The sequence below is a fragment of the Streptosporangium sp. G12 genome (assembly GCF_052983175.1).
The window spans coordinates 258,805-284,358 of sequence record NZ_JBRIQO010000003.1 but is presented as its reverse complement, the minus strand read 5'-3'; the positions used below and the strand labels follow the sequence as shown (position 1 = coordinate 284,358).

Annotated in this window: 20 protein-coding genes and 1 pseudogene; 12 read left to right on the top strand and 9 right to left on the bottom strand. The window is 70.0% G+C overall.

The features are described 5' to 3' along the window. The first annotated feature begins 28 nt into the window (after positions 1 to 28). Positions 29 to 1,210 (top strand): N(5)-(carboxyethyl)ornithine synthase, encoded by a 1,182-nt coding sequence (locus tag ACVCAG_RS06350; protein ID WP_440082435.1) that lies wholly within the window; start codon positions 29 to 31, stop codon positions 1,208 to 1,210. On the opposite strand, the gene ACVCAG_RS06345 is transcribed toward ACVCAG_RS06350, so the two are convergent. Continuing rightward, entirely contained in the window at positions 1,201 to 2,259 is a 1,059-nt protein-coding gene (locus tag ACVCAG_RS06345) for a substrate-binding domain-containing protein (RefSeq protein ID WP_440082434.1), read from the bottom strand. The genes ACVCAG_RS06350 and ACVCAG_RS06345 overlap by 10 nt on opposite strands. Continuing rightward, positions 2,243 to 4,699: a beta-xylosidase/alpha-l-arabinosidase gene (locus tag ACVCAG_RS06340; protein ID WP_440082433.1), complete on the bottom strand. Its 2,457-nt coding sequence runs from the start codon at positions 4,697 to 4,699 to the stop codon at positions 2,243 to 2,245. Before ACVCAG_RS06340 ends, ACVCAG_RS06345 begins: the two co-directional genes overlap by 17 nt. Before the next feature lie 356 nt (positions 4,700 to 5,055). Here ACVCAG_RS06340 and ACVCAG_RS06335 point away from each other — a divergent pair, with 356 nt between their 5' ends. The 3 genes from ACVCAG_RS06335 to ACVCAG_RS06325 are packed head-to-tail and all read left to right on the top strand — an operon-like array spanning position 5,056 to position 8,269. Beyond that, positions 5,056 to 6,411, top strand: coding sequence for an extracellular solute-binding protein (locus tag ACVCAG_RS06335; protein ID WP_440082432.1), 1,356 nt, complete (start codon positions 5,056 to 5,058; stop codon positions 6,409 to 6,411). Continuing rightward, positions 6,408 to 7,334 carry an ABC transporter permease subunit gene (locus tag ACVCAG_RS06330; RefSeq protein WP_440082431.1) on the top strand — a complete coding sequence of 309 codons (927 nt, stop codon included), beginning with the start codon at positions 6,408 to 6,410 and terminating at the stop codon, positions 7,332 to 7,334. Before ACVCAG_RS06335 ends, ACVCAG_RS06330 begins: the two co-directional genes overlap by 4 nt. A gap of 2 nt (positions 7,335 to 7,336) precedes the next feature. Then, positions 7,337 to 8,269: an ABC transporter permease subunit gene (locus ACVCAG_RS06325; protein WP_440082430.1), complete on the top strand. Its 933-nt coding sequence runs from the start codon at positions 7,337 to 7,339 to the stop codon at positions 8,267 to 8,269. A 4-nt stretch (positions 8,270 to 8,273) separates the two neighbouring features. On the opposite strand, the gene ACVCAG_RS06320 is transcribed toward ACVCAG_RS06325, so the two are convergent. From ACVCAG_RS06320 to arfA, 4 genes are read right to left on the bottom strand one after another with little or no spacing between them, the layout of a single operon-like run. Next, positions 8,274 to 9,107 (bottom strand): carbohydrate ABC transporter permease, encoded by an 834-nt coding sequence (locus ACVCAG_RS06320; RefSeq protein ID WP_447189573.1) that lies wholly within the window; start codon positions 9,105 to 9,107, stop codon positions 8,274 to 8,276. Beyond that, complete coding sequence (locus tag ACVCAG_RS06315; protein WP_447189572.1) at positions 9,104 to 10,027, bottom strand: carbohydrate ABC transporter permease; 924 nt, start codon at positions 10,025 to 10,027, stop codon at positions 9,104 to 9,106. Before ACVCAG_RS06315 ends, ACVCAG_RS06320 begins: the two co-directional genes overlap by 4 nt. Then, positions 10,024 to 11,385 (bottom strand): extracellular solute-binding protein, encoded by a 1,362-nt coding sequence (locus ACVCAG_RS06310; protein ID WP_440082427.1) that lies wholly within the window; start codon positions 11,383 to 11,385, stop codon positions 10,024 to 10,026. Before ACVCAG_RS06310 ends, ACVCAG_RS06315 begins: the two co-directional genes overlap by 4 nt. Before the next feature lie 55 nt (positions 11,386 to 11,440). Further along, positions 11,441 to 12,949, bottom strand: a complete 1,509-nt coding sequence (arfA, locus tag ACVCAG_RS06305) for an arabinosylfuranosidase ArfA (protein ID WP_440082426.1) — start codon at positions 12,947 to 12,949, stop codon at positions 11,441 to 11,443. Between the two features lie 633 nt (positions 12,950 to 13,582). Between arfA and ACVCAG_RS06300 the strand changes: the two genes are divergently transcribed. Then, positions 13,583 to 14,083: a hypothetical protein gene (locus ACVCAG_RS06300; protein WP_447189571.1), complete on the top strand. Its 501-nt coding sequence runs from the start codon at positions 13,583 to 13,585 to the stop codon at positions 14,081 to 14,083. 66 nt (positions 14,084 to 14,149) lie between these two features. Here ACVCAG_RS06300 and ACVCAG_RS06295 read toward each other — a convergent pair whose 3' ends face one another. Continuing rightward, positions 14,150 to 14,932 carry a nucleotidyltransferase domain-containing protein gene (locus ACVCAG_RS06295; protein ID WP_447189570.1) on the bottom strand — a complete coding sequence of 261 codons (783 nt, stop codon included), beginning with the start codon at positions 14,930 to 14,932 and terminating at the stop codon, positions 14,150 to 14,152. Positions 14,933 to 15,062: 130 nt separating this feature from the next. On the opposite strand from ACVCAG_RS06295, the gene ACVCAG_RS06290 reads away from it, so the two are divergent. Beyond that, positions 15,063 to 15,680 (top strand): HD domain-containing protein, encoded by a 618-nt coding sequence (locus ACVCAG_RS06290; protein ID WP_440082423.1) that lies wholly within the window; start codon positions 15,063 to 15,065, stop codon positions 15,678 to 15,680. Positions 15,681 to 15,744: 64 nt separating this feature from the next. Here ACVCAG_RS06290 and ACVCAG_RS06285 read toward each other — a convergent pair whose 3' ends face one another. Continuing rightward, positions 15,745 to 17,175, bottom strand: a complete 1,431-nt coding sequence (locus ACVCAG_RS06285) for a serine hydrolase (protein ID WP_440082422.1) — start codon at positions 17,173 to 17,175, stop codon at positions 15,745 to 15,747. Positions 17,176 to 17,468: 293 nt separating this feature from the next. Here ACVCAG_RS06285 and ACVCAG_RS06280 point away from each other — a divergent pair, with 293 nt between their 5' ends. The 3 genes and pseudogenes from ACVCAG_RS06280 to ACVCAG_RS06270 all read left to right on the top strand — a co-directional run bounded on the left by ACVCAG_RS06280 (position 17,469) and on the right by ACVCAG_RS06270 (position 19,178). Further along, the gene (locus tag ACVCAG_RS06280; RefSeq protein ID WP_440082421.1) at positions 17,469 to 17,936 is read left to right on the top strand and encodes an SRPBCC family protein; all 468 of its coding nucleotides are present in this window, start codon (positions 17,469 to 17,471) and stop codon (positions 17,934 to 17,936) included. 448 nt (positions 17,937 to 18,384) lie between these two features. Next, positions 18,385 to 18,627 (top strand): annotated as a pseudogene (locus ACVCAG_RS06275) (IS256 family transposase); the annotation flags it as partial. Positions 18,628 to 18,680: 53 nt separating this feature from the next. After that, positions 18,681 to 19,178, top strand: coding sequence for an HAD domain-containing protein (locus ACVCAG_RS06270; RefSeq protein ID WP_440082420.1), 498 nt, complete (start codon positions 18,681 to 18,683; stop codon positions 19,176 to 19,178). Positions 19,179 to 19,372: 194 nt separating this feature from the next. Here ACVCAG_RS06270 and ACVCAG_RS06265 read toward each other — a convergent pair whose 3' ends face one another. Continuing rightward, positions 19,373 to 19,990: a DUF6461 domain-containing protein gene (locus ACVCAG_RS06265; RefSeq protein ID WP_440082419.1), complete on the bottom strand. Its 618-nt coding sequence runs from the start codon at positions 19,988 to 19,990 to the stop codon at positions 19,373 to 19,375. A 329-nt stretch (positions 19,991 to 20,319) separates the two neighbouring features. Here ACVCAG_RS06265 and ACVCAG_RS06260 point away from each other — a divergent pair, with 329 nt between their 5' ends. The 3 genes from ACVCAG_RS06260 (at position 20,320) to ACVCAG_RS06250 (ending at position 25,529) form a co-directional block, all read left to right on the top strand. Beyond that, entirely contained in the window at positions 20,320 to 20,814 is a 495-nt protein-coding gene (locus ACVCAG_RS06260) for a hypothetical protein (RefSeq protein ID WP_440082418.1), read from the top strand. A 319-nt stretch (positions 20,815 to 21,133) separates the two neighbouring features. After that, positions 21,134 to 21,694, top strand: a complete 561-nt coding sequence (locus ACVCAG_RS06255; RefSeq protein ID WP_440082417.1) for a hypothetical protein — start codon at positions 21,134 to 21,136, stop codon at positions 21,692 to 21,694. Next, complete coding sequence (locus ACVCAG_RS06250; RefSeq protein WP_440082416.1) at positions 21,687 to 25,529, top strand: hypothetical protein; 3,843 nt, start codon at positions 21,687 to 21,689, stop codon at positions 25,527 to 25,529. Before ACVCAG_RS06255 ends, ACVCAG_RS06250 begins: the two co-directional genes overlap by 8 nt. Positions 25,530 to 25,554: the final 25 nt, after the last annotated feature.

The window sequence follows — 25,554 nt, the reverse complement described above, 5'->3', positions numbered from 1 at the left end:
AGACAGGGAGTCAATCAAAGGGAGCCCCATGGATCAGCTCAGCCTCGGAATCGTGTCACGATCACGCAAGGAGAACGAGCACCGGCTGGCGATCCACCCGCTGCACCTGGAGCGGATCGCCCCCGATCTCCGGGGGCGCGTCTACCTCGAACGCGGCTACGGCGAGCACTTCGGCGTCTCCGACGGGCAGCTGGCACCGTACGTCGCCGGCCTGCTCCCCCGGGAGCGGCTCCTCGCGGAGTGCGACGTCGTCCTGCTCCCCAAGCCGCTGGCCGAGGACCTCGAGGGGATGCGCGAGGGGCAGATCGTCTGGGGCTGGCCGCACTGCGTCCAGGACGAGAGGATGACCCAGCTCGCGATCGACCGGCGGCTGACGCTGATCGCCTTCGAGGCGATGAACCACTGGACCAGCGAGGGCGCGTTCAACCTGCACGTCTTCCACAAGAACAACGAGCTGGCGGGCTACTCCTCGGTCCTGCACGCCCTGGAGCTCATCGGGACGACGGGCGTCTACGGCCGGAGGCTGCGGGCGGTCGTCATCGGCTTCGGGGCGACGGGGCGCGGCGCGGTGACGGCGCTCAACGCGCACGGCGTGAACGACATCGATCTCCTCACCTTCCGGGACGTCACCGCGGTCGCCTCGCCGATCCACTCGGCGCGCATCGTGCGCTTCGAGCACGAGGCCGGCGACCCCAACCGCAGTTACGCGCTCACCGGGAGCGGGCGGGTACCGCTGGCGGCCTTCATCGCCGACCACGACATCGTCGTCAACTGCGTGCTGCAGGACACCGCCGCCCCGCTGATGTTCGCCGACGAGGGGGACCTGGCCGCCTTCGCGCCCGGCACCCTCGTCGTCGACGTGTCCTGTGACGAGGGGATGGGGTTCAGCTGGGCGCGGCCCACGACGTTCACGGACCCCATGTTCGAGGTGGGCGACAACGTCCACTACTACGGCGTCGACCACAGCCCGTCGTATCTGTGGGACTCGGCCACCTGGGAGATCAGCGAGGCCCTGCTGCCCCACCTGCGGACGGTGCTCGACGGCCGGGCGGCGTGGGACGCGGACGACACCATCCGGCGGGCCGTCGAGATCCGCGACGGCGTCGTCCAGAACCCCGCCGTCCTGTCCTTCCAGCACCGCTCGCCGGTTTACCCGTACCCGCGCGGGCAGAGCCCGGCCCCGGCACTCGCGGCCGGCGCTCAGCCGTGACCGGCTGAGCCCCCGGGCGGGGCGGTGGAGCCGCGTACCACCAGCTCGGTGGCGAGCTCGACGTGATGGGAGTCGACCCGTTCGCCCGCCGCCAGGCGCAGGGCCGTGCGTACCGCGACGCCGCCCATCTCCCGCAGCGGCTGGCGTACGGTCGTCAGCGGGGGCGAGGCCATCCGGGCGACCTGGGTGTCGTCGAAGCCGACGATGCTGAGGTCCTCGGGCACGCGCAGCCCCCGCGCCCTGGCCGCCTCCAGCACGCCGAGCGCGATGTCGTCGCAGCCGGTGAAGATGGCCGTGGGGGGCTCGGGCAGGTCGAACAGGGCCGCGCCGCCCGCGACCCCCTCCTGGTAGTGGAAGGGCCCCTCCCGCACGTGACTCGGGGGGACCGGGGCGCCCGCGGCCTCCATGGCCGCGCGGTAGCCGTGCAGCCGGGCCTGGTTGCAGGCGGCGGTGGCCGGTCCGCCGAGGTAGGCGATGCGCCGGTGTCCGAGCGCGAGCAGGTGCTGTGTCGCGGCCAGGCCCCCGGCGAAGTTCGTCGAGCCGACGCTGGTGACCCCCCTGGTCTGCGGCAGGTTCAGCGGGTCGATCACGACCAGGGGCAGGCCCGCGCGGGACAGGGCGGAGAGCTGCCCGGCGGTCAGATCGCTGGTGATGGCGATCACGGCCCGCCGTCCGGCCGTGGCCAGGCCGCGGGCCCAGGCTCCGGCGCGGTCGGCGGTCGTCCGGATGCTCACCACGATCGCCGCGTCGGCCTCGGCCCCGGCCCGCACCGCGCCCTGGACGATCTCGGTCGAGTACGGGTTGAGGTCGGCGTCGAGTTCCACCTCGATCGTGGCCGGCACGGCCGTGCCGCCCCGGTCGCCCCGGTCGCCCCGGCGGCGCTGCGGCGGCGCGACGTAGTCGTGCTGCTCCAGCAACGACTCCACGAGGGAGCGGGTCCCCGGGGAGACGTCACCCCGGCCGTTGAGCACCTTCGACACGGTCGCGATCGACACGCCCGCCGAGGCCGCGACCGTGGCCAGCGTGGCCCGTCTAGGACTGGCCGGCATCTGTTCCTCCCTGCTGTGTGGCGGAAGAGCCCGGTGCCGGTTCCACGTCCGCGCGGGTGACCAGCCGCCGGCCCACGCCGACGTGACGCAGCGGGCCGGTCAATCGTATGTGGCCCCGACAGGGCAGGTCGGACGCCGACGCGCCGACGAACACCTCGAGATCCCCGGGTTCGACGACGCGCCGCAGGTCACGCCCGGTGAACGCGGTCCGGTCGGCGGGCACGGTGAAGGTCGCCACGGCGCTCGCGCCGGGCTCCAGCCTGACCCGGGCGAACCCGGTGAGCTGCCGCACCGGCCGGGTCACCTGGGCGAGCACGTCGCGCAGGTAGAGCTGGACGACCTCCTCACCCGCCCGGCCGCCGGTGTTGCGCACGCGCACCGACACGGTGAACTCGCCGTCGGTGGGCACCTCGGCGTCGCTGATCCTCAAGGAGTCGATCGCGAAGGTGGTGTACGAGGTGCCGTGCCCGAACGGGAACAGCGGGGTCGGGTCGAGGTTGCTGATGCCGTGGCTGTCGGCACCGAGCGGCGGCTGCAGGTAGGTGCCCGGCTGCCCGCCGGGGCCGCGCGGGATCTGCACCGGCAGCTTCCCGCTGGGCTGCACCCGGCCGGACAGGACCCCGGCGATGGCCGCCCCGCCCTCCTGGCCCGGCATGAACGACTGGACGAGCGCGGCGGCCGTCCCGGCCACGCCGCCCAGCGCGTACGGGCGGCCCGAGACGACGACCACCACGACCGGTGTGCCGGTGGCGGCCAGCTCGGCCAGCAGGTCCTCCTGCGCGCCGGGCAGCCGCAGGTCCTCGGCGTCGCAGCCCTCGCCCGAGGTGCCCAGCCCGAACATCCCCGCCAGGTCGCCGACGACGGCCACGCACACGTCGGCCTCGCGGGCCGCCCGGAGCGCGGCGGCGAAGCCGGAGCGGTCCTCGCCCCGCACGTCGCAGCCCCGCTCGTGGACCAGCTCGGCGCCGGGCAGCTCGGCCCGCAGCGCGTCGAGCAGGCTGGGCGCGGACACGCCGAGCCCGAGCCCCGGGTGACGGGGCAGCACGTGGTTGGGGAAGGCGTAGCAGCCCATGAACGTGCGCGGGTCGTCGGCGCAGGGGCCGACCACGGCCACCCTGCGCGGCTCGGGACGTCCCTCGCCGAGCAGCGGCAGCGCGGTGCCCGCATCGAGCAGCACGATCGACCGCTCGGCCAGTTCCCCGGCCAGTGCCCGGTTGGCCGGCGAGTCCAGGTCCACGGCCCGCGCCCCGGCCACCGAGCTCTCCGGCGTCCAGTCCGGGTCCAGCAGCCCGAGCTCCACCTTCTGCGTGAGCAGGCGCCGGGCGGCCCGGTCGACCAGGGACTCCGGCAGCTCGCCCCGCCGCACCCGCTCGGCGAGGTGCCGGCCGAAGCCGAGCGTGTCGGGCAGCTCGACGTCGATGCCCGCGGTCAGCGCCTGCACCCCGGCCTCGTCGGTGTCCGCGGCGACCTGGTGCATCGTCGCCAGGAACGGGATCGCCCAGTAGTCCGACACCACCGTCCCGGTGAACCCCCACTCGTCGCGCAGCAGGTCGGTCAGCAGCCACGGGTCGGCCGCGGCGGGGACGCCGTCCAGGTCGGAGTAGGAGTTCATCACCGAACGCGCGCCGCCCTCGACGATGGCGGTCTCGAACGGCGGCAGGATCATGTCCATCAGCTCGCGCCGGCCCATCGGCACCGGCCCGTGGTTGCGGGCCGCCCGGGAGGCGGAGTAACCGGCGAAGTGCTTGAGCGTGGCGATGACCCCGGCGCCCTCCAGGCCGCGCACGTAGGCGGCGCCGAGCATCGCGACGAGGTACGGATCCTCGCCCATGGTCTCCTCGACCCGGCCCCAGCGGTAGTCGCGCACCACGTCCAGCACCGGCGACAGGCCCTGGTGGACGCCCACGGCGCGCATATCCCGCCCGATGGCGGCGGCCATCCGCTCCACCAGGTCCGGGTCGAACGTCGCGCCCCAGGCGATGGCCGCCGGGTAGACGGTCGCGCCGTAGGTGGTGAAACCGGTCAGGCACTCCTCGTGGACCAGCGCCGGGATGCCGAGCCGGGAGTGCCTCACCACCTCGGACTGCAGCCGCACCACCTCCGCGGCGCCCTCCGCCGCGGTCACCGGAGCGCTGCCGAACACCCGCGTCAGGTGGCCGAGCCCGTGGCGGATCGTCTCCTCGAAGGGCACCCGCCCCGAGGCCGCGAAGACGTCCTGCAGCGGGGCGACGTTCGCCGTGCCCTCGGACCTCTCCTCGGGCTCCCCGTCCCGGTCTGCCTGCATGGCGTTGCCGGGCCACCGGCTGCCGAGCTGGCCGATCTTCTCCTCCAGGGTCATCTCCGCGAGGAGGGCGTCGACCCGCTCGGCCACGGGAAGTGCCGGGTCCTGCCACGACCGGAGGGTCCGGCCGGTCGCGGGGGTCCCATCTAGCGCCGTCATCTGCTCTCCTCAAGAAAAACCCGCTCCGGCAACTTCTCGAAACATTTCGGTAAGTTGCGGTAGCTCTGCTCACATCCTGGCGCACCCGAGGTGACCAGGAAAGTCCCAGATGAGAGTACCCCAGGTCCTTCACATACCAAGCTCATGCCGACATGGAACCACCCCTTGACAGGTAGGTAGCTGAAATCTAAATTGACGTGCCACGCGGCCTGTTTCGGAAATGTTTCGACATGCTGGGCTCGGGGGGGGACGGACGCCTGGTAGCAGAGGTGCCGATCCACGACCAGACGGCCACCGCCACTCATGTTTCACCTGAAGCCCCGCCCCGCCTCGGCATTCGACATACGGAGATCAGCGTGGAGTCAACGACACCATCCCGCCGCACCTTCCTCACCCTCTCCATGGGCATCCCCCTCAGCGCCGCGCTGGCGGCCTGCGGCACGTCCGGCCCCGCCCCGGCGGGCGGGGGCGCGACCAGCGGGAGCGGCGGGAACGCCGCGAACAAGGCCACCTACTGGTTCCTGTCGACCCAGCCGCAGGAGGGCGTGCGCACCAGGGCCGTGGAGCGCTTCAACAAGGCCAACCCCAACGGGCAGATCGAGTTCACGGCCATGCAGAACGACGCCTACAAGACGAAGATCAAGACGGCGATCGGGGCGGGCCAGGCGCCCACCATCATCTGGGGCTGGGGCGGCGGGACGCTGCGCACGTACGTGCAGGCCGGCCAGGTGGAGGACCTCACCCCGTGGTTCGAGCAGAACTCGGCGGTGAAGGACCGGCTGTTCGCCTCCTCCTTCGGGGCGGCCACGATCGACGGCAAGATCTACGCGATGCCGGCCGAGACCATGCAGCCCATCGTCCTGTTCTACAACAAGAAGATCTTCGACCAGGTCGGAGTGAAGCCGCCGGAGTCGTGGGGCGACATCATGGCCCTGGTCCCCAAGTTCAACGCCGCGGGCATCGCCCCGTTCTCGCTCGGCGGCCAGTCCCGCTGGACGAACATGATGTGGCTGGAGTTCCTCTTCGACCGCATCGGCGGCCCCGAGGTGTTCCAGGCCGTGTTCGACGCCAAGAAGGACGCCTGGTCCCACCCCGCCGCCCTCGACGCCCTGACCAAGATCCAGGAACTCGTCAAGGCGGACGGGTTCATCAAGGGCTTCTCCTCGATCACGGCCGACTCCAACGCCGACCAGGCACTGCTCTACACCGGCAAGGCCGCGATGATGCTGCACGGCGGCTGGACGTACGGCAGCATGTCGACCGACGGCGGCGACTTCGTCTCCGGCGGCAACCTCGGCTACATGAACTTCCCGCCGGTCGAGGGCGGCAAGGGCGACCCCGGCAACACCGTCGGCAACCCCGGCCAGTACCTGTCGATCTCCTCCAAGGCGACCCCCGAGCAGAAGGAGATCGCGAAGAAGTTCTTCGCGACCGCCGTGCTCAACGACGAGGACGTCAAGGAGTGGGCGGGCACCGGCGCGGTGCCGATCGTCAACGGCGCCGACAGCGCGTTCACCGGCGCCAAGGACGCGGACTTCCTGAATTTCGTCTACGGCATCGCCAGCAACGCCAAGTCCTTCGCCCAGTCCTGGGACCAGGCGCTCAGCCCCACCGCGGCCGAGGTGCTGCTGGACAACATCGCCAAGCTGTTCCAACTGTCGATCACGCCGCAGCAGTTCGTGTCCAACATGAACGCGGTCATCGGCAGTTGAGCGCGCTCGCCACCCCCGCTCGGAGAGGGACGCCGCCGGCCGCCGCGCGCAGGGCCCGCGGCGGCGTCCTGCCGTGGCTGGCCGTGCCGGCCCTGGTGATCTTCGTCGCCTTCGGGGTGATTCCGCTGGTCGGGGTCCTGTTCCTCAGCTTCACGTCCTGGGACGGACTCGGCGAGATCCAGATGTCCGGGTTCACGAGCTGGCGGGCCGTGCTCGCCGACCCCGGCCTCCCGCACGCGCTGTGGATAACGCTGCTGGTGATGGCCGTCTCCTGGGCGGTCCAGACCCCGATCAGCATCCTGATCGGGGTGTTCCTGGCCGGGCCGCAGCGCTACCGCTCGCTGCTGGCGGTGCTGTACTTCATCCCGCTGCTGCTCAGCTCGGCCGCCATCGCGATCGCCTACAAGGCGCTGCTCGACCCGAACTTCGGGCTCGGCGCCGGGCTGGGCATCGACCTGCTCGTGCAGGACTGGCTCGGCGATCCCGTCCTCGCCTTCAGCACCGTGATCTTCGTGGTGTCGTGGCAGTTCGTCCCCTTCCACTCGCTGATCTACCAGGGCGGCGTGCGGCAGATCCCGCGCTCCATGTACGAGGCCGCCGAGATAGACGGCGCGGGCCGCGTCCGCAAGTTCTTCAGCATCACGCTGCCGCAGCTCAAGTACACGATCATCACGTCCTCCACCCTCATGGTCGTCGGGTCCCTGACCTTCTTCGACCTGATCTTCGTGCTGACCGCGGGCGGTCCCGGCGACGCCACCCGGGTGCTCGCCCTGGACATGTACAAGCGCGGGTTCCAGGCCAACCTCATGGGACCGGCCAGTGCCATCGCCGTCATCCTCGTCCTCGTGGGCCTCGCCCTGGCGTTGCTCCTGCGCAGGCTCGGCGGCCGCGACGCCAACGCCAGCCAGATGGAAGGGGCCTGACCATGGGCGTGACCCAGACGACAAGGCCCAAGCGGGCCACCGCGGCCGGACCGGAGACCCACCGGCACCGGCGCCGGCCGCGGGCGGGCGGCGAAGCGCGGACCCGGGCGCTCGGCGAGCGCCCCAACTGGCTGGGCGGGGTCACGGGCTGGCTGTGGCTGGCGATCGTGATCGTGCCGATCTACTGGATCGTCATCACCAGCTTCAAGGCGCAGAGCAGCTACTACGCCACCAACCCGCTCGCGCCGCCCGCCGAGCCGACCCTCGACAACTACCGGCTGGTCGTCGAGTCCGACTTCCCGCTGTACTTCCTCAACAGCCTCATCGTCACCGTCGGCGCGGTCGTCCCGGCGGTCGCGGTCGCGTTCATGGCGGCGTACGCGATCGTCCGGGGCAGCACCGCCTTCCGCTTCCTGCGCGGGGTGAACGCGCTCTTCCTCATGGGCCTGGCCATCCCGTTGCAGGCGACCATCATCCCGATCTACCTGATCATCATCCGGCTGCGGCTCTACGACTCGCTGACGGGACTGATCCTCCCGTCGATCGCCTTCGCGATCCCGCTGTCGGTGCTGGTCCTGACCAACTTCATCCGTGACGTGCCCAAGGAGCTGTTCGAGTCGATGCGGCTGGACGGCGCGAGCGAACTGGCGACACTCTGGCGCCTGGCGTTGCCGCTCACCATGCCTGCCGTGGTGACGGTGACGATCTACAACGCGCTGACGATCTGGAACGGGTTCCTGCTACCGCTGATCCTCACCCAGAGTCCCGACAAGCGCACGCTGCCGCTCGCGCTGTGGACCTTCCAGGGGCAGTACAGCGTGAACGTGCCGGCGGTGCTCGCCTCCGTGGTGCTGACCACGCTCCCCATCCTGATCCTGTACGTGGTCGGCCGCCGCCAGCTGCTCAGCGGCCTGACGGCCGGTTTCAGCAAGTGACCGGTCACTCCCCGGCCAGGCCGGTGTGGGCGACGCCGCGAATGATCTGGCGCTGGAAGAACACGAAGACGACGAGCAGCGGCAGGCCGGCCAGCACCACGGAGGCCATGATCTGCGCGTAGCGCACGCCGAAGGTGCCCTGCACCACGTTGGCCAGTCCCACCGGCAGGGTCATCGTGTTCGGGTCGGTGGAGACCAGGAACGGCCAGAGGAAGTTGTTCCAGGTCGTGATGAACGTGAAGATCGCCACCGCGGCGAGCACCGGCCGCGAGAGCGGGAGCACGATGGTGAAGAACACCCGCCAGCGGCCGGCCCCGTCGACGAACGCGGCCTGTTCCAGCTCCGGCGGCACGGCCTGGAAGAACTTGTAGAGGATGTACACGATGACGGGCGCGGCGACCTGAGGCAGGATGATGCCCCACCAGGTGTCGACCAGTCCCAGCGCGACCATCTCGGCGAACAGCGGGGCGATCAGCACCTGCGGGGGAACGATGATCCCCGCGAGGATCACGGCGAGCAGCACGCGCCGCCCCCGGAACCGGGTGCGCGCGAAGCCGTAGGCCGCCATCGCCGAGACCAGCACGGTCATCACCGTCACGATGACCGCGGTGACGGTGGAGTTGATCGCCCACTTGACGAGGCCGCCGGTGCCCAGGACCAGCCGGTAGGCGTCAAGGGTGATCTCGCTGCCGACCCACTGCAGCGGGATCTTGTTGGTGTCGGCCTCGGGCTTGAGCGAGGTGGCGACCGCCCAGGCGAGGGGCGCGAGCCAGACCACGGCGAGCGCCCCGGTGACGGCGAGCAGGACCAGCTGGCCGGGGCCGAATCTCTTGGTCATCGGAGAGACTCCTCACGCTTGCGGAACAGCCGCAACTGCACCAGGGACACGGCGACGATCAGGACGAAAAGGATGTAGGAAACGGCCGAGGCGTAGCCGACGCGGTACCCCATGAAGCCGATGTCGTAGGCGTACTCGATGATCGGGCGGGTGGAGTTCTCCGGGCCTCCGCCGGTCATCAGGTAGATCTGGTCGAAGACCTTCAGCGAGGCCAGCAGCTGCAGCACCACGATGAGGCCGGTGGTGCGGCGGAGCAGCGGCAGCGTGATCGAGCGCAGCTTGTGCCAGGCCGAGGCGCCGTCGATCGAGGCGGCCTCGTAGAGCTGCTCGGGGATGCTCTGCAGGGCGGCCAGGTAGAGCAGGAAGTTGAAGCCGACCGTCCACCAGACGGTGGTCATCACGACCGACCACATCGCCAGGTCCGGATCGCCCAGCCAGAGGATGTCGGTCCCGAACGTCCCGTTCAGCAGGCCGAAGCCGGGCTGGTAGATCATATGCCGCCAGAGCAGCGCGACCACGGCGGAGGGCAGCAGGAACGGCGCGAAGAACGACAGCCGCCACAGCCAGCGCACGAAGCGCAGGTTGTGCACCAGCAGGGCGAACACCAGTCCCAGGACGACCAGGGGCACGGTGCTCAGCGCGGTGAACAGCACGGTGTTCCAGAGAGAGCGCCACATCCTGGGGTCGGCGAACGCCTCGGCGTAGTTGGCGAAGCCGACGAACCCGGCGTTGGTCCCGGCGATGTTGACGCTGGACAGGCTCATCCTCAGGCCCAGCAGCAGCGGCCAGACGAGGAAGGCCACGTAGACCACGAGGAAGGGCGCGACGAACAGCAGCCCGTGCTGGGTCCAGCGGCGTCCCGTCCCGATCTTCGCGACCGGTGCGGCGGTGGCGGCGGGGGCTTCGACGCCGGTCGTCATCGGGGCTCCTCGGGGAAGGGGTTGGGGGTCTCCATGAGCCTGCGCAGGGCGGCCTTGGCCAGGGCCAGGCCCTGCTCGGGCGTCCGGGTTCCGCCGATCACCGGGGAGAACGCCTCACCGAACTCGATCCACAGCCTCGAGGCCGATCCGGTGAACCACACCTGCGGATCGAGCGCCACCTCGGTGATGACCGAGCGGTACTCCGACTGCGGGCTCAGCGCCAGGTACTCCGGCTCCTCCAGCGCGGGGAGGTACGCGGGCACGTGACCGGCCACCGCCCAGTCGGCGCTGTTCTTGACCAGGTAGGCGATGAACCGGTAGGTCTCCCGCTCGATCCGCGGATCGCGGTCGCGCTGGTGGGGCAGGACGAAGACGTGGCAGTCGCCCTGGGCCGAGGCTCCGCCGAAGACCGAGGGGAAGCGCGTCATGTTGAAGGGTGTCTTCGCCTGCTTGAAGGTCGTGATCTCCCAGTCGCCGTTCCACAGGAAGGCCGCGTCACCGCTCTGGAAGGCGGCGACCGACGACGCGTAGTCGGTGGTGGGGTCGCACAGTCCCTCCGCGCCCAGCGTGCGCATGAAGGACAGCGCCTCCAGCGCCTTGGCGTCGTCGATCGTGATCTGGGTGCCGTCGTCCGACAGGAGGGTGCCGCCGCTCTGGGGGTACAGCGACCACCACAACCGCCACGGCCCCACCGTCCCGAGGCCGAGCGCGTCGAAGGCCAGCGGGGGCTTGCCGCCGAGCGCCTCCTTGGCCTTGCGCAGCGACTCCAGCAACTGGTCGGCGCCCTTGGTCGCCAGCAGCTTGCCGTCGCCGCCGAGCAGCCCGGCACGGCCGCAGACGTCGGTGTTGTAGTACTGGACCATGGGGTGGGCGTCGAACGGCACCGCGTACAGCACTCCGTCGACGTGGGCGCGCTCCCAGATCGGGGGGCTGAAGTCCTCGGCCCGCAGGCCGTTCTCGGCGAGCAGGTCGAGGTTGATCGGGTCCAGGATCAGGCCGGGGCCGATGCCGGGCAGCCGGGCGAGGTGGAAGGTCGCGAGATCGGGGGAACGGCCTCCGGCTCCCGCCATAGCGACCTTGGTGTAGAAGGCCTCACCCCACTCGAGGACGTTCTCCTCGACGAACAGATCGGGGTTCTCCTTGGCGAACGCCCCGACCATCTCGTTCATGATGACCCCGTCGCTCGCGCCGAGGAAGTGCCAGTACCTGATGCGGGTCCGGGAGGAGCCCAGATCCACGGGGAGGGAGCATCCGGAGCCGAGGAACCCGAGGGCGAGGGCTCCGCCCAGCAGGTTCCTGCGGGTGATCCGGGACGGGGTCGGCGGAGTCCGGGGTGGGGTCGCTGGAATGTCGTCCACTGCTGTCTCCAGGGGGCGAGGCCGCGCCTCCCCTGACGAGCGCGGCCGGATGGATCTACGGGCGGATGAGACGGATCACGTTCCACGAGACGGCGGGCAGTGTGATCTGCAGGGTCCCGCCGTCGAGGCGGACCTCGGTGTTCGTGCGGGGCGCCACCGTGTCCGGGGCGTCGGCGGTGTTGCGGGCGTAGGGGTCGGGACCGGACAGCACCGTGGCCCCGGCGAGCGCCACCGGGCCGAGGGCACGCAGGTCGGCGGTGAGGGTGAGCGGCAGGTCGGTCGAGCGGTTGACGGCGAACAGCGTGGTGGCGCCGGTCTCCTCGTCGTGGGTGGCGACGGCGTCGAGGGCGGCGACCTGCCCGAACCTCGCGGTCTCGTGGGTGGGAGAGGCGGGCTCGACCCGCAGCACCTGGCCGGCCGCGTACCGGGAGGCCTGGGCGAACGGGTGGAAGGTGGTCTGCCTCCAGGCCCTGCCGCCCGGTTCGGTCATGATGGGGGCGATGACGTTGACCAGCTGGGCCAGGCAGGCGGACGTCACCCTGTCGCTGTGCCGCAGCAGCGAGATCAGCAGCCCGCCGAAGGCCACCGCGTCGGCCAGGTGGTAGTGGTCCTCGAGCAGCGGCGGGGCGACCGGCCAGTCGCGCGGCGGCTCGGCGTTCTGGAAGCGGGACAGGTACCAGACGTTCCACTCGTCGAACGAGATGTTGATCTTCTTCTTGCTCCTGAGCCGGGCGCCCACGCTGTCGGCCGTCGCCACCACCGCGTCGACGAAGTGGTCCATGTCCGCCGCCGAGGCGAGGAAGCTCGACAGGTCGCCGTCGTGCTCCTCGTAGTAGGCGTGGCAGGAGATGAAGTCCACCACGTCGTAGGTCTCCTCCAGCACGGTGGCCTCCCACGCGCCGAAGGTCGGCATGGCGGAACCGGAGCTCCCGCAGGCCACGAGTTCCAGGCTCGGGTCGATCATGCGCATGGCACGGGCGGTGCCGGCGGCGAGCCGCCCGTACTCGCGGGCGGTCATGTGGCCGATCTGCCACGGGCCGTCCATCTCGTTGCCCAGGCACCACATCCGGACGTCGTGCGGCCTCTTGGCACCGTGGGCGACCCGCAGGTCCGACAGGTGGGTCCCGGACTCGATGTTGCAGTACTCCAGCAGGTCCAGCGCCTCGGCGATGCCCCGGGTGCCGAGGTTGACGGCCATCATCGGCTCCACCCCGGCCTTGCGCGTCCAGGCGACGAACTCGTCCAGGCCGAACTCGTTGGTCTCGGTACTGTGCCAGGCCAGGTCGAGCCGCCGGGGCCGCCCGGCCCGGGGGCCGACGCCGTCCTCCCAGCGGTATCCGGACACGAAGTTCCCGCCGGGGTAGCGGGCCGTGGTGACGCCCAGCTCGCGGGTGAGCTCCAGCACGTCGCGCCGGAGGCCCTCCTCGTCGGCGGTGGGGTGACCGGGTTCGTAGAGGCCGGTGTAGACGCACCGGCCGAGGTGCTCGACGAACGTCCCGAAGGTGCGCCGGTGGACGGGGGCCACCCTGAACGCGGGGTCAAGGGTGAGGTGCGCGGACAGCACGAAGGTCTCCTCATGAGCGGCCCGCGCCGGCCTCCGGCGCGAGATCGCCAGGCTCGTGGATCAACGGGAAGTTGGGCGACTCCAGTTGTGAGCGTTAACACCAAAAAGGGCCAACCGTTACCTGGAGTGAGTGTTAACGCTCCCATCGTGGCGGGTCAAATCACGATCCGGTAACTACGAAAGATTCCCAGCTCATCGCATGTGCTGTCCGACCTGCCGATTTCACCTCCGCGCGCCGTGAACGATCCGCTCCGTCCCGGACACGCCAAGTGACCGGAACCCGCCCCACGCCTCTCGTGCCCGAATAGAGGCAAGCGTTTACCGGGAAATCAGGGAAACCCTTGGGCTGCTGTTGACAGCGCTATCGAACGGGGTTCCGCTCAGGAACTGTTCCGAGTCCGGATCTCTGGGCGGAGCGGGGCCGGCGCTTCCTGCCGCAGCCCGGTCGTTTCCGCCCGTGGCGCGAAATCCTCCCGCGCTTCTCCATCCGCATCGGTAGGCTCGCAATGTCTGCGAGGCGAGGGCGTGGAGAGAGCGATGCGGCCGGCGGCGGGTGACCCGTTGAGAATGTGCCCGGCCTGCGACTGCTGGGAATACGGCGGAGCTCCCGACTGCGCGCGTTGCGCCGCCCTCGTGGACGACATCGTCGAGGACACCTGGCGAGAGTTCTTGCGCGTGGAGATCGGCCCCGTTTCTCCCGGCGAGGAGAAGACCATCGGGGAAATGGTCGCCGATGAGCCTGACCGGCACGACTGGCGGGTCGTCGACGCGGCGCTCGACAGAATGGTGTGCCCGCGGTGCCACGGTGTTCTGAGCCGCGGGCCGGTCGGTTGCGGCCCCTGCGACCTCGCCCACGGCTTTCGCTACGTGGCGATCGAGACCGACCGGCCCGGAGTCCCCCGGTTGAACGAGCACGCGGTCCGCGTGAACGTCTCGGTCCTGCGCCGCCCCCACGCCGTCTCCGGCCCGGAACTACTGGCCCGCCGGCTGTTCCTGCCGATGCTGCTCGTGGGTGTCCTGCCGAGGACACAGGGCGCCCAGAACTTCAGCGCGCAGGTCAAACAGGGTGCTGGTTACCGGGAGATGATGCCGAAGGTGCTTGCCATCATGAAGGCGGCCAACCATCCCTGCTAGGACTTGTACGGAATTCGATCTTTAGATGGGTTGAAGGTCTCGGATCCGCACGATGGCCTCCGGGATTCACCGTGATTGCAGCACCATGGACATGTAGGCCAGCAGGTCGGCACGGCGGCGGAACGGATCGCGATACAGCGGTGGGCCGCCGACCCTCAGGCGCAGCCCCTCCCGGATGATCCGGTGCCGGCGTTCGTCGAACACCTTCAGCGCGTACTCGCCCGCGGCCGTCTTGGAGGTGACCTCGCCCGCCGCGAGAGTGTGGTGGAGCCGGGTGACACCGAGCACCCCCCACGTGGTCTGGTAGCCGGTGAGAGCGGCCACTCCCCACAGCGACGCCGATCGGGAGCTGCGCTCGACCCAGCGCGTCCAGTAGCCGTCCAGGTTCTCCCGCGTCCGCTGGGCCAGGGTGTCCCAGTCGGTGTGGATCCCCAGCTCCGCGACCGCGGGCCCCCGCACCGCCACCCCGCCCTGGGCCAGCACGTGCCAGGTCACCAGATGCCGCTCGGACCTGCTCTCCTCCTCAAGACGCCACTCGTGCACGGCCGGCCCCGCCGGGGTCAGCTCAGGGTCGCGGCGCAGGTCGTCCCACGTGACGTAGAGACCGTCGAAGTACGGCTTCGCGTACCGGCTCTTCAACTCGGCATGCACCCTGCGCAGGATCCGCGCGTCAGGGGGAGCGCCGACCACGGCGACGAAGTCGATGTCGCTCTTGCCGGGCCGGTAGTCACCGAGGGCGATCGAGCCCTGCAGGTAGAGACCTTCGACCAGGCCCGGCGCGTACCGGTCGGCCAGCTCCAGGTAGGTCGCGCACATACGGGAGGGCATCTCGCCGAGGCTGTTCACCACTTTCGCACCTTAACCGCCGGGCAACGGATCGGACCTCGAAACGGACGCCACGACGATTCAGGAGTGGGAGCCGGGGCGCCGCCCGCCGATGTCCCGGCGTGAGCCGGAGACGATCCTCTACGCTCTGCGCATGATCCACCGAGAGGAAGAGGGGACTTCCGTGGCGGAGGAACTGTCGAGGCTGACGGGCCTGCTGTACGAGATCGGCCTGCTCAAGCGCTACAAGCGCACGGGCTGGCTGGTCGCCGGGGTACGGGACCCCGAGAGCGTCGCCGACCACTCCTTCCGGACGGCGATCATCGCGAGCGTGATCACCGCGCTGGAGGGCGGCGACCCGGAGCGGGCGGCGTTCATGAGCCTGTTCCACGACACCCAGGAGACCCGGATCACCGACATCCACCACCTCGCCAGGCGCTACCTCACCGCGGCCTCCAACGAGGAGGTCACCGCCGACCAGGTACGCGGCGTCCCCGGGCCGGTGGCGCGGATGGTGAGCGGCGCGGTCGGCGAGTACGAGGAGAAGGCCAGCCTCGAGGCCGTCTGCGCCCGTGACGCCGACAAGCTGGAGTGCCTGATCCAGGCCATCGAGTACCGCGAGCAGGGACACCAGAACATGCAACCGTGGATCGACAGCTCACTCGCGGCGCTGAGGACACCCTCCGCCAAACGCCTCGCGGACGAGGCGCTCGGCACGGGCTCGCTGGAGTGGGTGAAACGCGTCCTCGACAACGAGGACCCGGACACCTGACATCGAACCGATCCCGGGTGACGAGACATCCCGTGGCCGACACCTGCGAGCCCGGTCAACGTCACTACGCGACGTCGGGCCGTGTCATCAGCGGCGACCGCAGATGCGACGCCAGGCTGGGGCCGGTCAGGGGCACGGTGTTCCACGTCGCCACCGCTGTCCCCGCCTCGGCGTCGACCACCAGCCGAACCCGGTGCGGGGTGGTGATGACGTAGAGCTCGGCGACGAACGTGTCGCCCCGCCAGGCGCCGGTCGCGACGACAGGGCGGCCGAGCGGCGAGCCTTCCCGCCATTCGCCGTGGCCGACCTCGACGTCGAGGAACGACCCGAATCGCAGCAGCCATCCACCGTCCACGGGATCGACGATCACCGTGGTTCCGTCGGGCAGAGCCGAATCCTCGGCGGAGGCGTCGAGTCTCGCCTTGACGGAACGCTCCGGGGCGGCCGAACCCGGCACCGGCGCGAACGACAGCCGCCGCAGCCGATCGGCGAGGACCTCGTCGTCCCGGGTGCTTCCCGCGTGGTCCGTGCCGGGCAGCAGGCACTCCCATATCGCGTCGAGCATTGCCTGTGCCTGCGTGTGGGCGCCGGTCACGGCGACCACGAGATCGTGCGACGGGACGACCACGCATTGCTGGCCGAAGGAGCCGTCACCGTGGTAACCGTGACGCGACATCCAGAACTGGTAGCCGTAACCGCAAAGGTAGTCGGCGTCCCCCGACCCGTCCTCGAATCGCAGTGTCTCGATGTGCCGTCTGGTCGCGAGCTCCACCCATTCGCGCGGGACGAGCCGCCGGTCGCCCCAAAGGCCTCCGCGCAGCAGCAGTTCGCCGAAGGCTGCGACGGCCTCGGTCGTGAGGTGCAGTCCGTGGAATCCGAAGGCGGCACCGCTCGCCACCCGGTCCCATTCGGCGTGGTCGACGCCCATCGGCGTGAAGAGGCGCTCGTCGAGCAGTTCCGGGAGGCCACGGCCCGTGACCCGTTCCACCATCCGGGCCAGGACGAAGGTGGTCGGATTGTCGTAGGCGTGCCGTGTTCCCTCGGCCTCGGGAAACGGTACGCGCAGGAAGCCCTTCACCAGGTCGCCCGGTTCCAGGCGCCAGGCCTCGGCGAGGCTGTCCGTGCGGTGTCCGGCCGTCATGGACAGCAGGTGGTGAACGGTGAGGCGGCGTCCCCGCTCCGAGATGCCGGCCGGAACGTGGTCGGGCAACACGTCCACCACCCGATCGTCCAGCGAGAGCAGCCCGTCGGCGATCGCGAGCCCCACGGCGATCGAGGTGAACGACTTGGTCAGCGAGTAGAGAAGGTGCGGGCGCTCGGCCGAGTACGGCGCCCACCAGCCTTCGGCGACGACGTGACCGTGGCGTACGACCATGATGGAGTGACACTCGACGGATCGCGCTTCGAGCCGGTCCAGCAGCGCGGTGACCGCACGGGACGACATCCCCGAGGCGGCCGGTGTCGAGCGCGGCAGCAGGGCGCGCTGAGAAGGCATCCGGGCACCCTAACAAAACCGTCCGACCGAGTTACGAGACATGCCTCGGAGCCGCCGACTACGCGAGGCCCGCGCCGGGCGAACGCCGGTTCCCAGGGCTCTCGTTGCGATCCGACCCCGTTCGGCCCCGTTCCTGAGGGGCCGGCTGCGCCCGTCGGTCCAGGTGGAACCGATCTAAACGGGCAGGATCAGAACTGCCGACGCGGTTTGTTCTTCCCGCGCGGCATCCAGTCGGTCATGACAGGAAGCGACCCAGAAGGTTCCGCTGGAGTGCGCCGCCTTAGGCTTGACGCATGCCGGGCTTTGAGATTGTCACGCATGTCATGGCGCCACCGGAACGAGTCTTCGACATCTCGCTGGACGTGGATGTCCACGCGGCATCAATGGTGGGATCTTCCGAGAAAGCAGTCGGAGGTGTGACCACCGGCGGCTTGAGACTAGGCGATACCGTTACATGGGGGGCGCGACACTTCGGCATCCGTTGGCGAATGACGTCTACGATCAGCGCCTACGATCGCCCTGCTCATTTCGTCGATGAGCAGGTGTCAGGACCTTTCGAGCACTGGTATCACGCTCACCATTTTCAGCCTTGCGGCCACGGCGGCACGGTGATGAGCGATGTCGTCGAATTCGCCGCGCCTCTCGGTCCTCTCGGAAGGATCGCCGAAATGCTGGCTCTCCGTCACTACATGCCGAAGTTGATCCGGGTTCGCAATCAGTACATCAAGCAGGTCGCCGAAGCCACGCTCACGGCTGATTGAGAATATCCCCGTTACCGGGGTGCAGAGGATATGCCGCGTGCAACGGGACCGCCGGCCCACGCTCCGGTGGTTACGACCCAGGACTCACCGTTGCCTCCGCGCGGGAACTCGTCGAAGCTCTCGCCGCCGCTCCAGCCACTGTGAGGTCCAGGGATCGGTGGCGTGCCGTCTACGTCGTCATGAAGCGGGTGTCTTACCCCGGAGGTGAGTCCGAGGTCTCGGGCAGTGGCGTCTTCCTTACACGCGACGACGCCGAAGACTTCCGAACCCTCGTCCAACAAAAAGTCACCGACTGCTGGATCGAGCAACTGCCGATCGCTGTCTGAGCGTCCGCGCGGGAGCAATGCTCAGAACCTGTGGATCGGCTCGGGAGCCTACCCTCCCGGGTGATCGGTTCGAAGGTCACCGAGTAGGCCGACGTCGGCACGTCGGCTGGGAGGGCACGCCCATGCTTGCCGTAGTCAATGCCGCTGGCACGGCGTCGAACGGTTCTTTGATCGATGAGATCGTCCGGGAGGGAGCAAGGCGGATGCCGGCCGCCGCCCTGGAGGCCGAGGTCAACTCCCATCTGGCCGGGTTGGCCGACGCTCGTGACGCCGATGGCCGTCGTCTGGTGGTGCGCAACGGGTTCCACGGCGAGCGGACGATAGCCACCTCGGCCGGATCGGTGCAGGTCAAGGCGCCTCACCTGGTCGCCCTGGCGCGTGCCGGAGCCCCCTTCGAACGTGACGAGGTCACCGCGGCATGACCGGCCATACCGAACGCCCGCTGCTCTTCCTCGACGTCGACGGGCCGCTTCTCCCGTTCGGCGAGGATCCGCAACGCGCACCGCGGGTTGCTGCACCGGACTCCCGCTTGGCGTGGCTCACCTCCGGGGTGGGGCGTCGGCTGGCGGCACTGCCCTGCGAACTCGTCTGGGCCACGACCTGGGAAGAGGAGGCGAACGCCGAGATAGCACCCCGGATCGGGCTGCCGCGACTGCCCGTCGTGAGCTGGCCGGAGCCAACCCGCCAGCATGAACGTGAGGACCAATGGTTCGGACTCTGCTGGAAGACCCGAACCTTGGTGAACTGGGCGGGCGGACGCCCGTTCGCCTGGGTCGACGACGAGATCACCGATGCCGACAGGGAGTGGGTCTCCGCGCACCATAGCGGCCGGGCTCTCCTCCACCACGTGGAGTCGTACCAGGGACTCGCCGACGAAGACTTCGCAGCCCTCGATCAATGGCTTCGAGCCCTGTGAATCACCCGCAATCCACAGGGTTTGCCAATCGCTCTCCACGCGGTCGCTCACCCGCTCGTCGCGATGACCGGGCTGTCCCGTCGCGCAACTCCGTTCGGTGAGAAGCGCTTGCAGGTTCCTCCAGTTCCACCGCGTACTGAAGGACGTTGTGGAAGACAGCCCGCTTACGCCGGATCGGGTTCGCAGCCGCCGCATCAACCCTGAGCCCGACAAGTCCCGACATCGCCTCCCAGCAGCGGCCCGTTCAAGACCTCCTGGGTCAACATGACACCGGTCAGTCGCGCCACGAGCATCAGGGCCCCGTCCACTCTCGGATGTCTGACGGTCCTCTCCTCATTGTCCTCGTCCGTCCCGTCTCCCGGCGCGTACGCAGGGTCGAAGCCCGCCTCCCTCATCAGGCTCACCAGCCGATCAGGATCGCTCCCGTACCGCCATGCGGGAATCATCGGGTTGAACGAGGTCACCACCTGCCCGTCAACCGCGTACGCGAAGCGATCGGCCGCGTAGTCATGCCGCAGAACCGACACGGCCTCCGACCCGGCCGACAGCGTTTTCACGGCGTCGAGCGCATCCCAGCCGGACTCCTCGATGAGCACGGCCCAATCGCCCAGACGGCCCGCCAGGAGCGTGTCGGGGAACAACCCCTCGTCGACCAGCTCCTCGTAGGTGAGTGGCCTGATGCTGCTTTCCTCGGCACCCACACGCCGAAGCGCCTCAGCCTCATCGAGCCCACGCACGAAGGTGAGGCACCACAGGTCGCCCAACCCGTGGTCATCGGCGAGCCAGGCGACATCGGCGTAACTGATCTCCACGTGTGTGCTCCCTGCGGATGCTCCGGATGTGCCGCCGCGGTAACGCTCAGATCCGACAGCCACGCCACCCTTCAGGGCCCTACGACCTCGCGCGGCGTTCGCCTTGGTCGGGGCACCCGGGATCCGGGACGGACCGGCGGGCGAGGCGTACGCGTCCGCGCGGGTGAGGAGCCGGTTCGGGTCGCGGTCCGGCGCCGTCCCGTGCCGTTCCGGACGGACCGGGCGCGTCCGTTGGTCCGGGCCGAACCGATCGGGACGGGCAGGATCAGAGCTGCTGACACGGTTTGGCTAGCATCCATGCTTGCCGGACGGACACGATGGAGGACGGCGTGGTGATCGTGCAGCGGATCGTGATCCGGTGGACCAAGCAAGCGCGTGGCGCCGAGGAGGCCGCGCGCCGACGTGAGATTCCCTCGGCGTTCGAGCTGCCGCCGACGCCCGACGCGCCGCTGGTCGTCCACGATCTTCTCGCCGACGAGCGGACCGGATACGCGCCCACCGTCGCGGCCGACGGTCGTTCGTTCCCGGCGCAGCTCAACGGGCTGCGGTTCCAGCTGTCCGGAGCAGCGGTCGAAGTGAAGCGAACCCCGGTGTGGGCCGCGTACCCGACCAACCGTCACCCCGGCCGGGTGTTCCTGCTCCACCCGGGAGAGCGTGCGCGTTACCGGGCCAACTTCCGCTTCAGCGGCTACGGCACTCAGTGGTACTACGAGCAATGGACCGTCAACATCGCTCACGAGCCATGGCGGCGTGACCTTTTCCTGGCGGAGAAGGTAGACCATGACAAGGACGAGCGGGTTTCCTTGTACGGCGGGTACCGCTGACCCACGAGCGACATACCTCAGGACGCGTGAGCCGGCCAGATACCCGCGATACGCGCCGCCCCTGCCGGATCGACCGATCATCTCGGCCCCCATCCGTCTTTCGATCCGTAGGTTCAGGGGTCGGATCCCTGGCACCCCACTCCTGATGAATTGGGCGGACTTTCCGGATCCATGATCAGGAAACCTGCCCGAACTGCATTCACAGGCGCAAGGGGTGGGCCGCACACGCTTCAACCGGAATGTGGATCTCCGGGTGCGCGGGGTTGCCGTGAATTACCATGGAGGCGGCCGGTGGCCGTGAGGACCGGGAGGGCCCAGGATGGCGCTACAGGGAGTAGCCGTTCACGGCAGCGCACTGACGCTCTGTTCCGGGGAGTCCGCGGCGGAGGTCGCCGTCTTCAGGGATGAGCGGGGAGCCGTGCTGCGAGGGCGGCCCGGGGAGAACGCCTCAGTGCTGTTCGCGGTTCCGACGCTCACCGTGAAGCTGGGGCCGGACACCGGGGACAACTTCCGGTCACTGTTGCGGATGGTCTACGTGCTCTGGCGGGGAGAGGGGGCTCGGCCCACACGGGTGACCGTCAGTGACGGGCCGAACGTCGTGTACGTCGCGGACGTCGAGAATCTGGGCGAGAACGAGCACGACGGCGCGCTGCCGCCCGAATACGAGGAGAGCGATCCCGCGGACTTCGACATCGAGGCCGTGGTGCAGTCGAGCATGCGGCTGGGCGTCTCCCGGTGGCCCACCGCGCGCGCCGACGGGTCCAGCCCTTCGGTCCTGTGGGGCATCGCCATCCGGGTCGACGTGGTCTTCGAAGGCGCGGGCTCACCGGAGATCCTCTTCACCACGGCGGGGGCCGACTTCACCGTCCCCGATGAGTGATCGTCGCAGCCGGGGACCCGAGATCGGGTCGGTGACGGCCTCCGGCCGAGGCCTGGCCGTCGGCGCCAACTACGGGACCGTCCAGCAACTCTTCTTCCACGGCCAGTTTACGCGACTGCGCGACTCGACGGTCGCGCTCGACCCGCTCCCCAGCGACCTCCGGTTGCGCAATCCAACCGCCCCTGCCGACCCGCTCGGCATGTTCACCGGCCGGGGCTGGCTACTCGACCGGATCGACGCCTTCATCACACGGTGCGTCACCCGCGGGCACGGCGCCTACCTGCTCGTCGAGGCTGAAGCCGGGATGGGGAAGTCGGCCCTGGCCACCTATCTCGCGTTCGCCCGGGGATGGCCCACCCACGCGACGAGACTCGGCGTCGTCAGTCCCGAGGAGACTCGGACGAACCTGGCCGCCCAACTGATCGCCCGCTGGGGTCTGGCGGATCTGGCCCCCGAGGGGCTCCTCCCGACCGGCCACGACACGACCAGGTTCCTCTACAACTGCCTGATCGAGGCGGCCCGCCGCAGGGACACCGGCGAGCCGGGAATCCCGGTCGTCCTGGTCGTGGACGGGCTCGACGAGGCGCCGCCGCCGGAATCGGGCCAGATGCCCTTCGGCCTGCCCATGAGCCTGCCGCCGGGCACGGTCGTCATAGCGACGAGCAGGCCCGGAGTCCCGATCCCACGACGCCCGGGCCTCGAGGTGACCCGGATCAACGTGGAGAGCCAGTCCAACCGGGCCGACCTCATAGAGCATCTCGACCGGGTCACCCTGGGCGACCCGCTGGTCTCCGACGCGCTGGCCAAGGCGCGGGTCGACCGGGAGCGGTTCCGCCGGACCCTGGTGGAGCGCTCCGCCGGTGTGTGGATCTACGCGGTCTCCGTGCTGGACCAGATCCGGGACGGCGACCGTTCGCCTGCCGACGTGGCCGGGCTTCCGGATGGCCTCGCCGGCTACTACGCCGACAACATCGCCCACTGGCAGGCGCGACTCGCCGAACAGTGGGCGAGCATCGGCCTGCCGCTGCTCGCCACGGTCGCCGCGGTCCGCGACGCCCAGTCCGCCGCGACCCTCGCCGACTGGGCCGGGGTGCCACGGTCCGCTGCTCTCGCCCTGTTGAACGGCTCGTTCAAACCGTTTCTCGCGGTGCGTCCCGGCGGTGACCCGGACGTCTACACGATCCGCCACCAAAGTCTGCGCGACCTGTGTGAGGGACGGCTGCCGGCCGACACGCTCGACGACGGACTCCGCTTCCTCGGCCACGAACTGTCCGTGGCGACCCGCGAGGCCCACGAACGGATCATGCTGGCGCTGACTCCGCCCGGCTCCCCCGCCGATCGCGCCTGGCCCCGCGAGAACCGCTATCTAAGCGCCAACCTGGCCGAGCACGCCGCCGCGTGCGGACGCCTCGACGAGCTGGTCGGGGACCCCGAGTTCCTCCTGCTGTCGGGCGTCCCGGCGCTGCTGCGGCTGCGGCGGTCGCTGACGACGAGAGCCGGGCTGAAGGCGGTCTCCGCGCTGGAACTGGCCTCGAACTCCTGGGGTGAGCAGCACGACGACCAGCTGCACTGGATCGGCGTATCGGGCCGCAAACTTCGGGCTTCCGCGCTCGCCGACGCCGTCCACGCCAAGCTTCCGCGATCCTGGTATCCCGCCGACGCGGCGTGGTCGGGAACCAGCCATCGCGCGCTGTCCGGCCACACCAACCGGGTGACGGCGATGGCCCTGGTGCCGCGCGCGGACGGCACGTTCCTGCTCGCCTCGGCCGGTGAGGACCGCGTCGTCCGGCTGTGGGACCCCGAGACGGTCGCACCCGTCGCGACACTGACCGGCCACACCGGAGGCGTCACCGCACTGGTGGTGGTGCAGCGCATGGACGGCACGTCCCTGCTCGCCTCGGCCGGTGAGGACCGCGTCGTCCGGCTGTGGGACCCCGAGACGGTCGCACCCGTCGCGACACTGACCGGCCACACCGGAGGCGTCACCGCACTGGTGGTGGTGCAGCGCATGGACGGCACGTCCCTGCTCGCCTCGGCCGGTGAGGACCGCGTCGTCCGGCTGTGGGACCCCGAGACCGCCGCACCCGTCGCGACACTGACCGGCCACACCGGAGGCGTCACCACACTCGCGACCGTGCCTCGGCCGGACGGCACCGGCCTGATCGTCTCGGCCGGACTCGACCGTTCGGTGCGGCTCTGGGATCCCGAGACCGCTGAGCCGGTCGCCGTCCTGGGGGGGCACACGGGAAGGGTGACCGTGCTGGCCGCGCTTCGGAGGCCGGACGGCACCGCCTTCCTGGCCTCGGCGGGAGCCGACCGGACCATCCGCCTCTGGGACCTGGAGACGGTCACGCAGACCGCTGTCCTGACCGGTCACACCGACGGCGTCACCGCGCTGACGAGCGTCCCGCGGCTCGACGACGTCCCGCTGCTCGCCTCGGCGGGAGCCGATCGCACTGTCCGGCTCTGGAACCCCGGCACGGGCGAGCAGGTCGCGACGCTCACCGGCCACACCGGACGGATCCAGATGCTGACGACAATTCACCGGCTGGGCGGTGCCTGCCTGGTCGCCTCCGCCGGCACCGACCGGACGATCCGGCTGTGGAGTCCCGGCAACCCGAACTCCGTCGCCACCCTCACGGGGCACTCCGACAGCGTCGCCGTTCTCACCGAGGTGGAACGGCCCGACGGGACCCATCTCCTGGCGTCGGCGGGCGCCGACAAGGCGGTGCGCCTCTGGGATCCGGAGTCGATCGACCTGGCCACCCTGCTCAGCGGCCATACCGGCGGGATCGACGCCCTGACCGTCCTGACCGGGGTGGACGGCGCCCGGTTGCTGGCCTCCGGTGGCAACGACCGCACGGTCCGGGTGTGGAGCACCGGGCCCGTCGACGCGTTCGCCATCTGCTCCGGACACACCGGCAAGATCCGCGCGCTGGCGGCCGTCCCGGGGCCGGCGGGATCAGAACTGCTGGCCTCGACCGGCGACGATCGCACGGTCCGGCTCTGGAACCCTGGCACGGGCGAGCAGGTCGCGACGCTCACCGGCCACACCGGACGGGGAATGGCGCTGGCAGCCGTGCCCCGCGCGGGCGCCGGCGCCCTGCTCGCCTCGGCGAGCGGAGACCGCACGGTCCGGCTCTGGAACCCCGGCACGGGCGAGCAGGTCGCGGTCCTCACCGGGCACACGGGCGTCGTCACCACTCTCGCCGCGATCTCCGGGCCGGACGGTGGCGCCCTGCTGGCCTCGGGGGCGGAGGACCAGACGGTCCGGTTGTGGGACGCCGGGACCGCCGCACCCATCGCCGTCCTCAACGGCCACACCGGAAGGGTCACCGCGCTGACGGTGCTCACGCTGCCGAGCGGCGGGCGCGTGCTCGTCTCGGCGGCCAGCGACCGCTCGGTGCGCCTGTGGGACCCGGCGGCGGCCGCCGCGATCGCCGTGCTGACCGGTCACACCGACGGGCTCAACGCGCTGACCGTTGTGGAGCGAGCGGGTAGAGCCCCGCTGCTCGCCTCCGCGAGCGACGACCGCACGATCCGGCTGTGGGACCCCGAGAGCGCCCGTCCGGTCGCGGTCCTCACCGGCCACGCCGCCAGGGTGACCAGGCTGCTGACACTCCCCCGGCCGGACGAACCGCCGCTCGTGGTCTCGGCCTCCAGCGACCGGACCCTGCGCCTGTGGAACCCCGAGACCGCCGCACCGGTCGCCACGCTCACCGGCCACACTGGCGGGCCGAACGCGATGGCGACCCTCCCTGACGGCCACGGCGCCCCGCTTCTCGTTTCCGCCGGGGACGACGGAGTGATCATCGTCTGGCGGGGTTCTCGATGAACGGATCGTTGCCGACCCCGGAAAA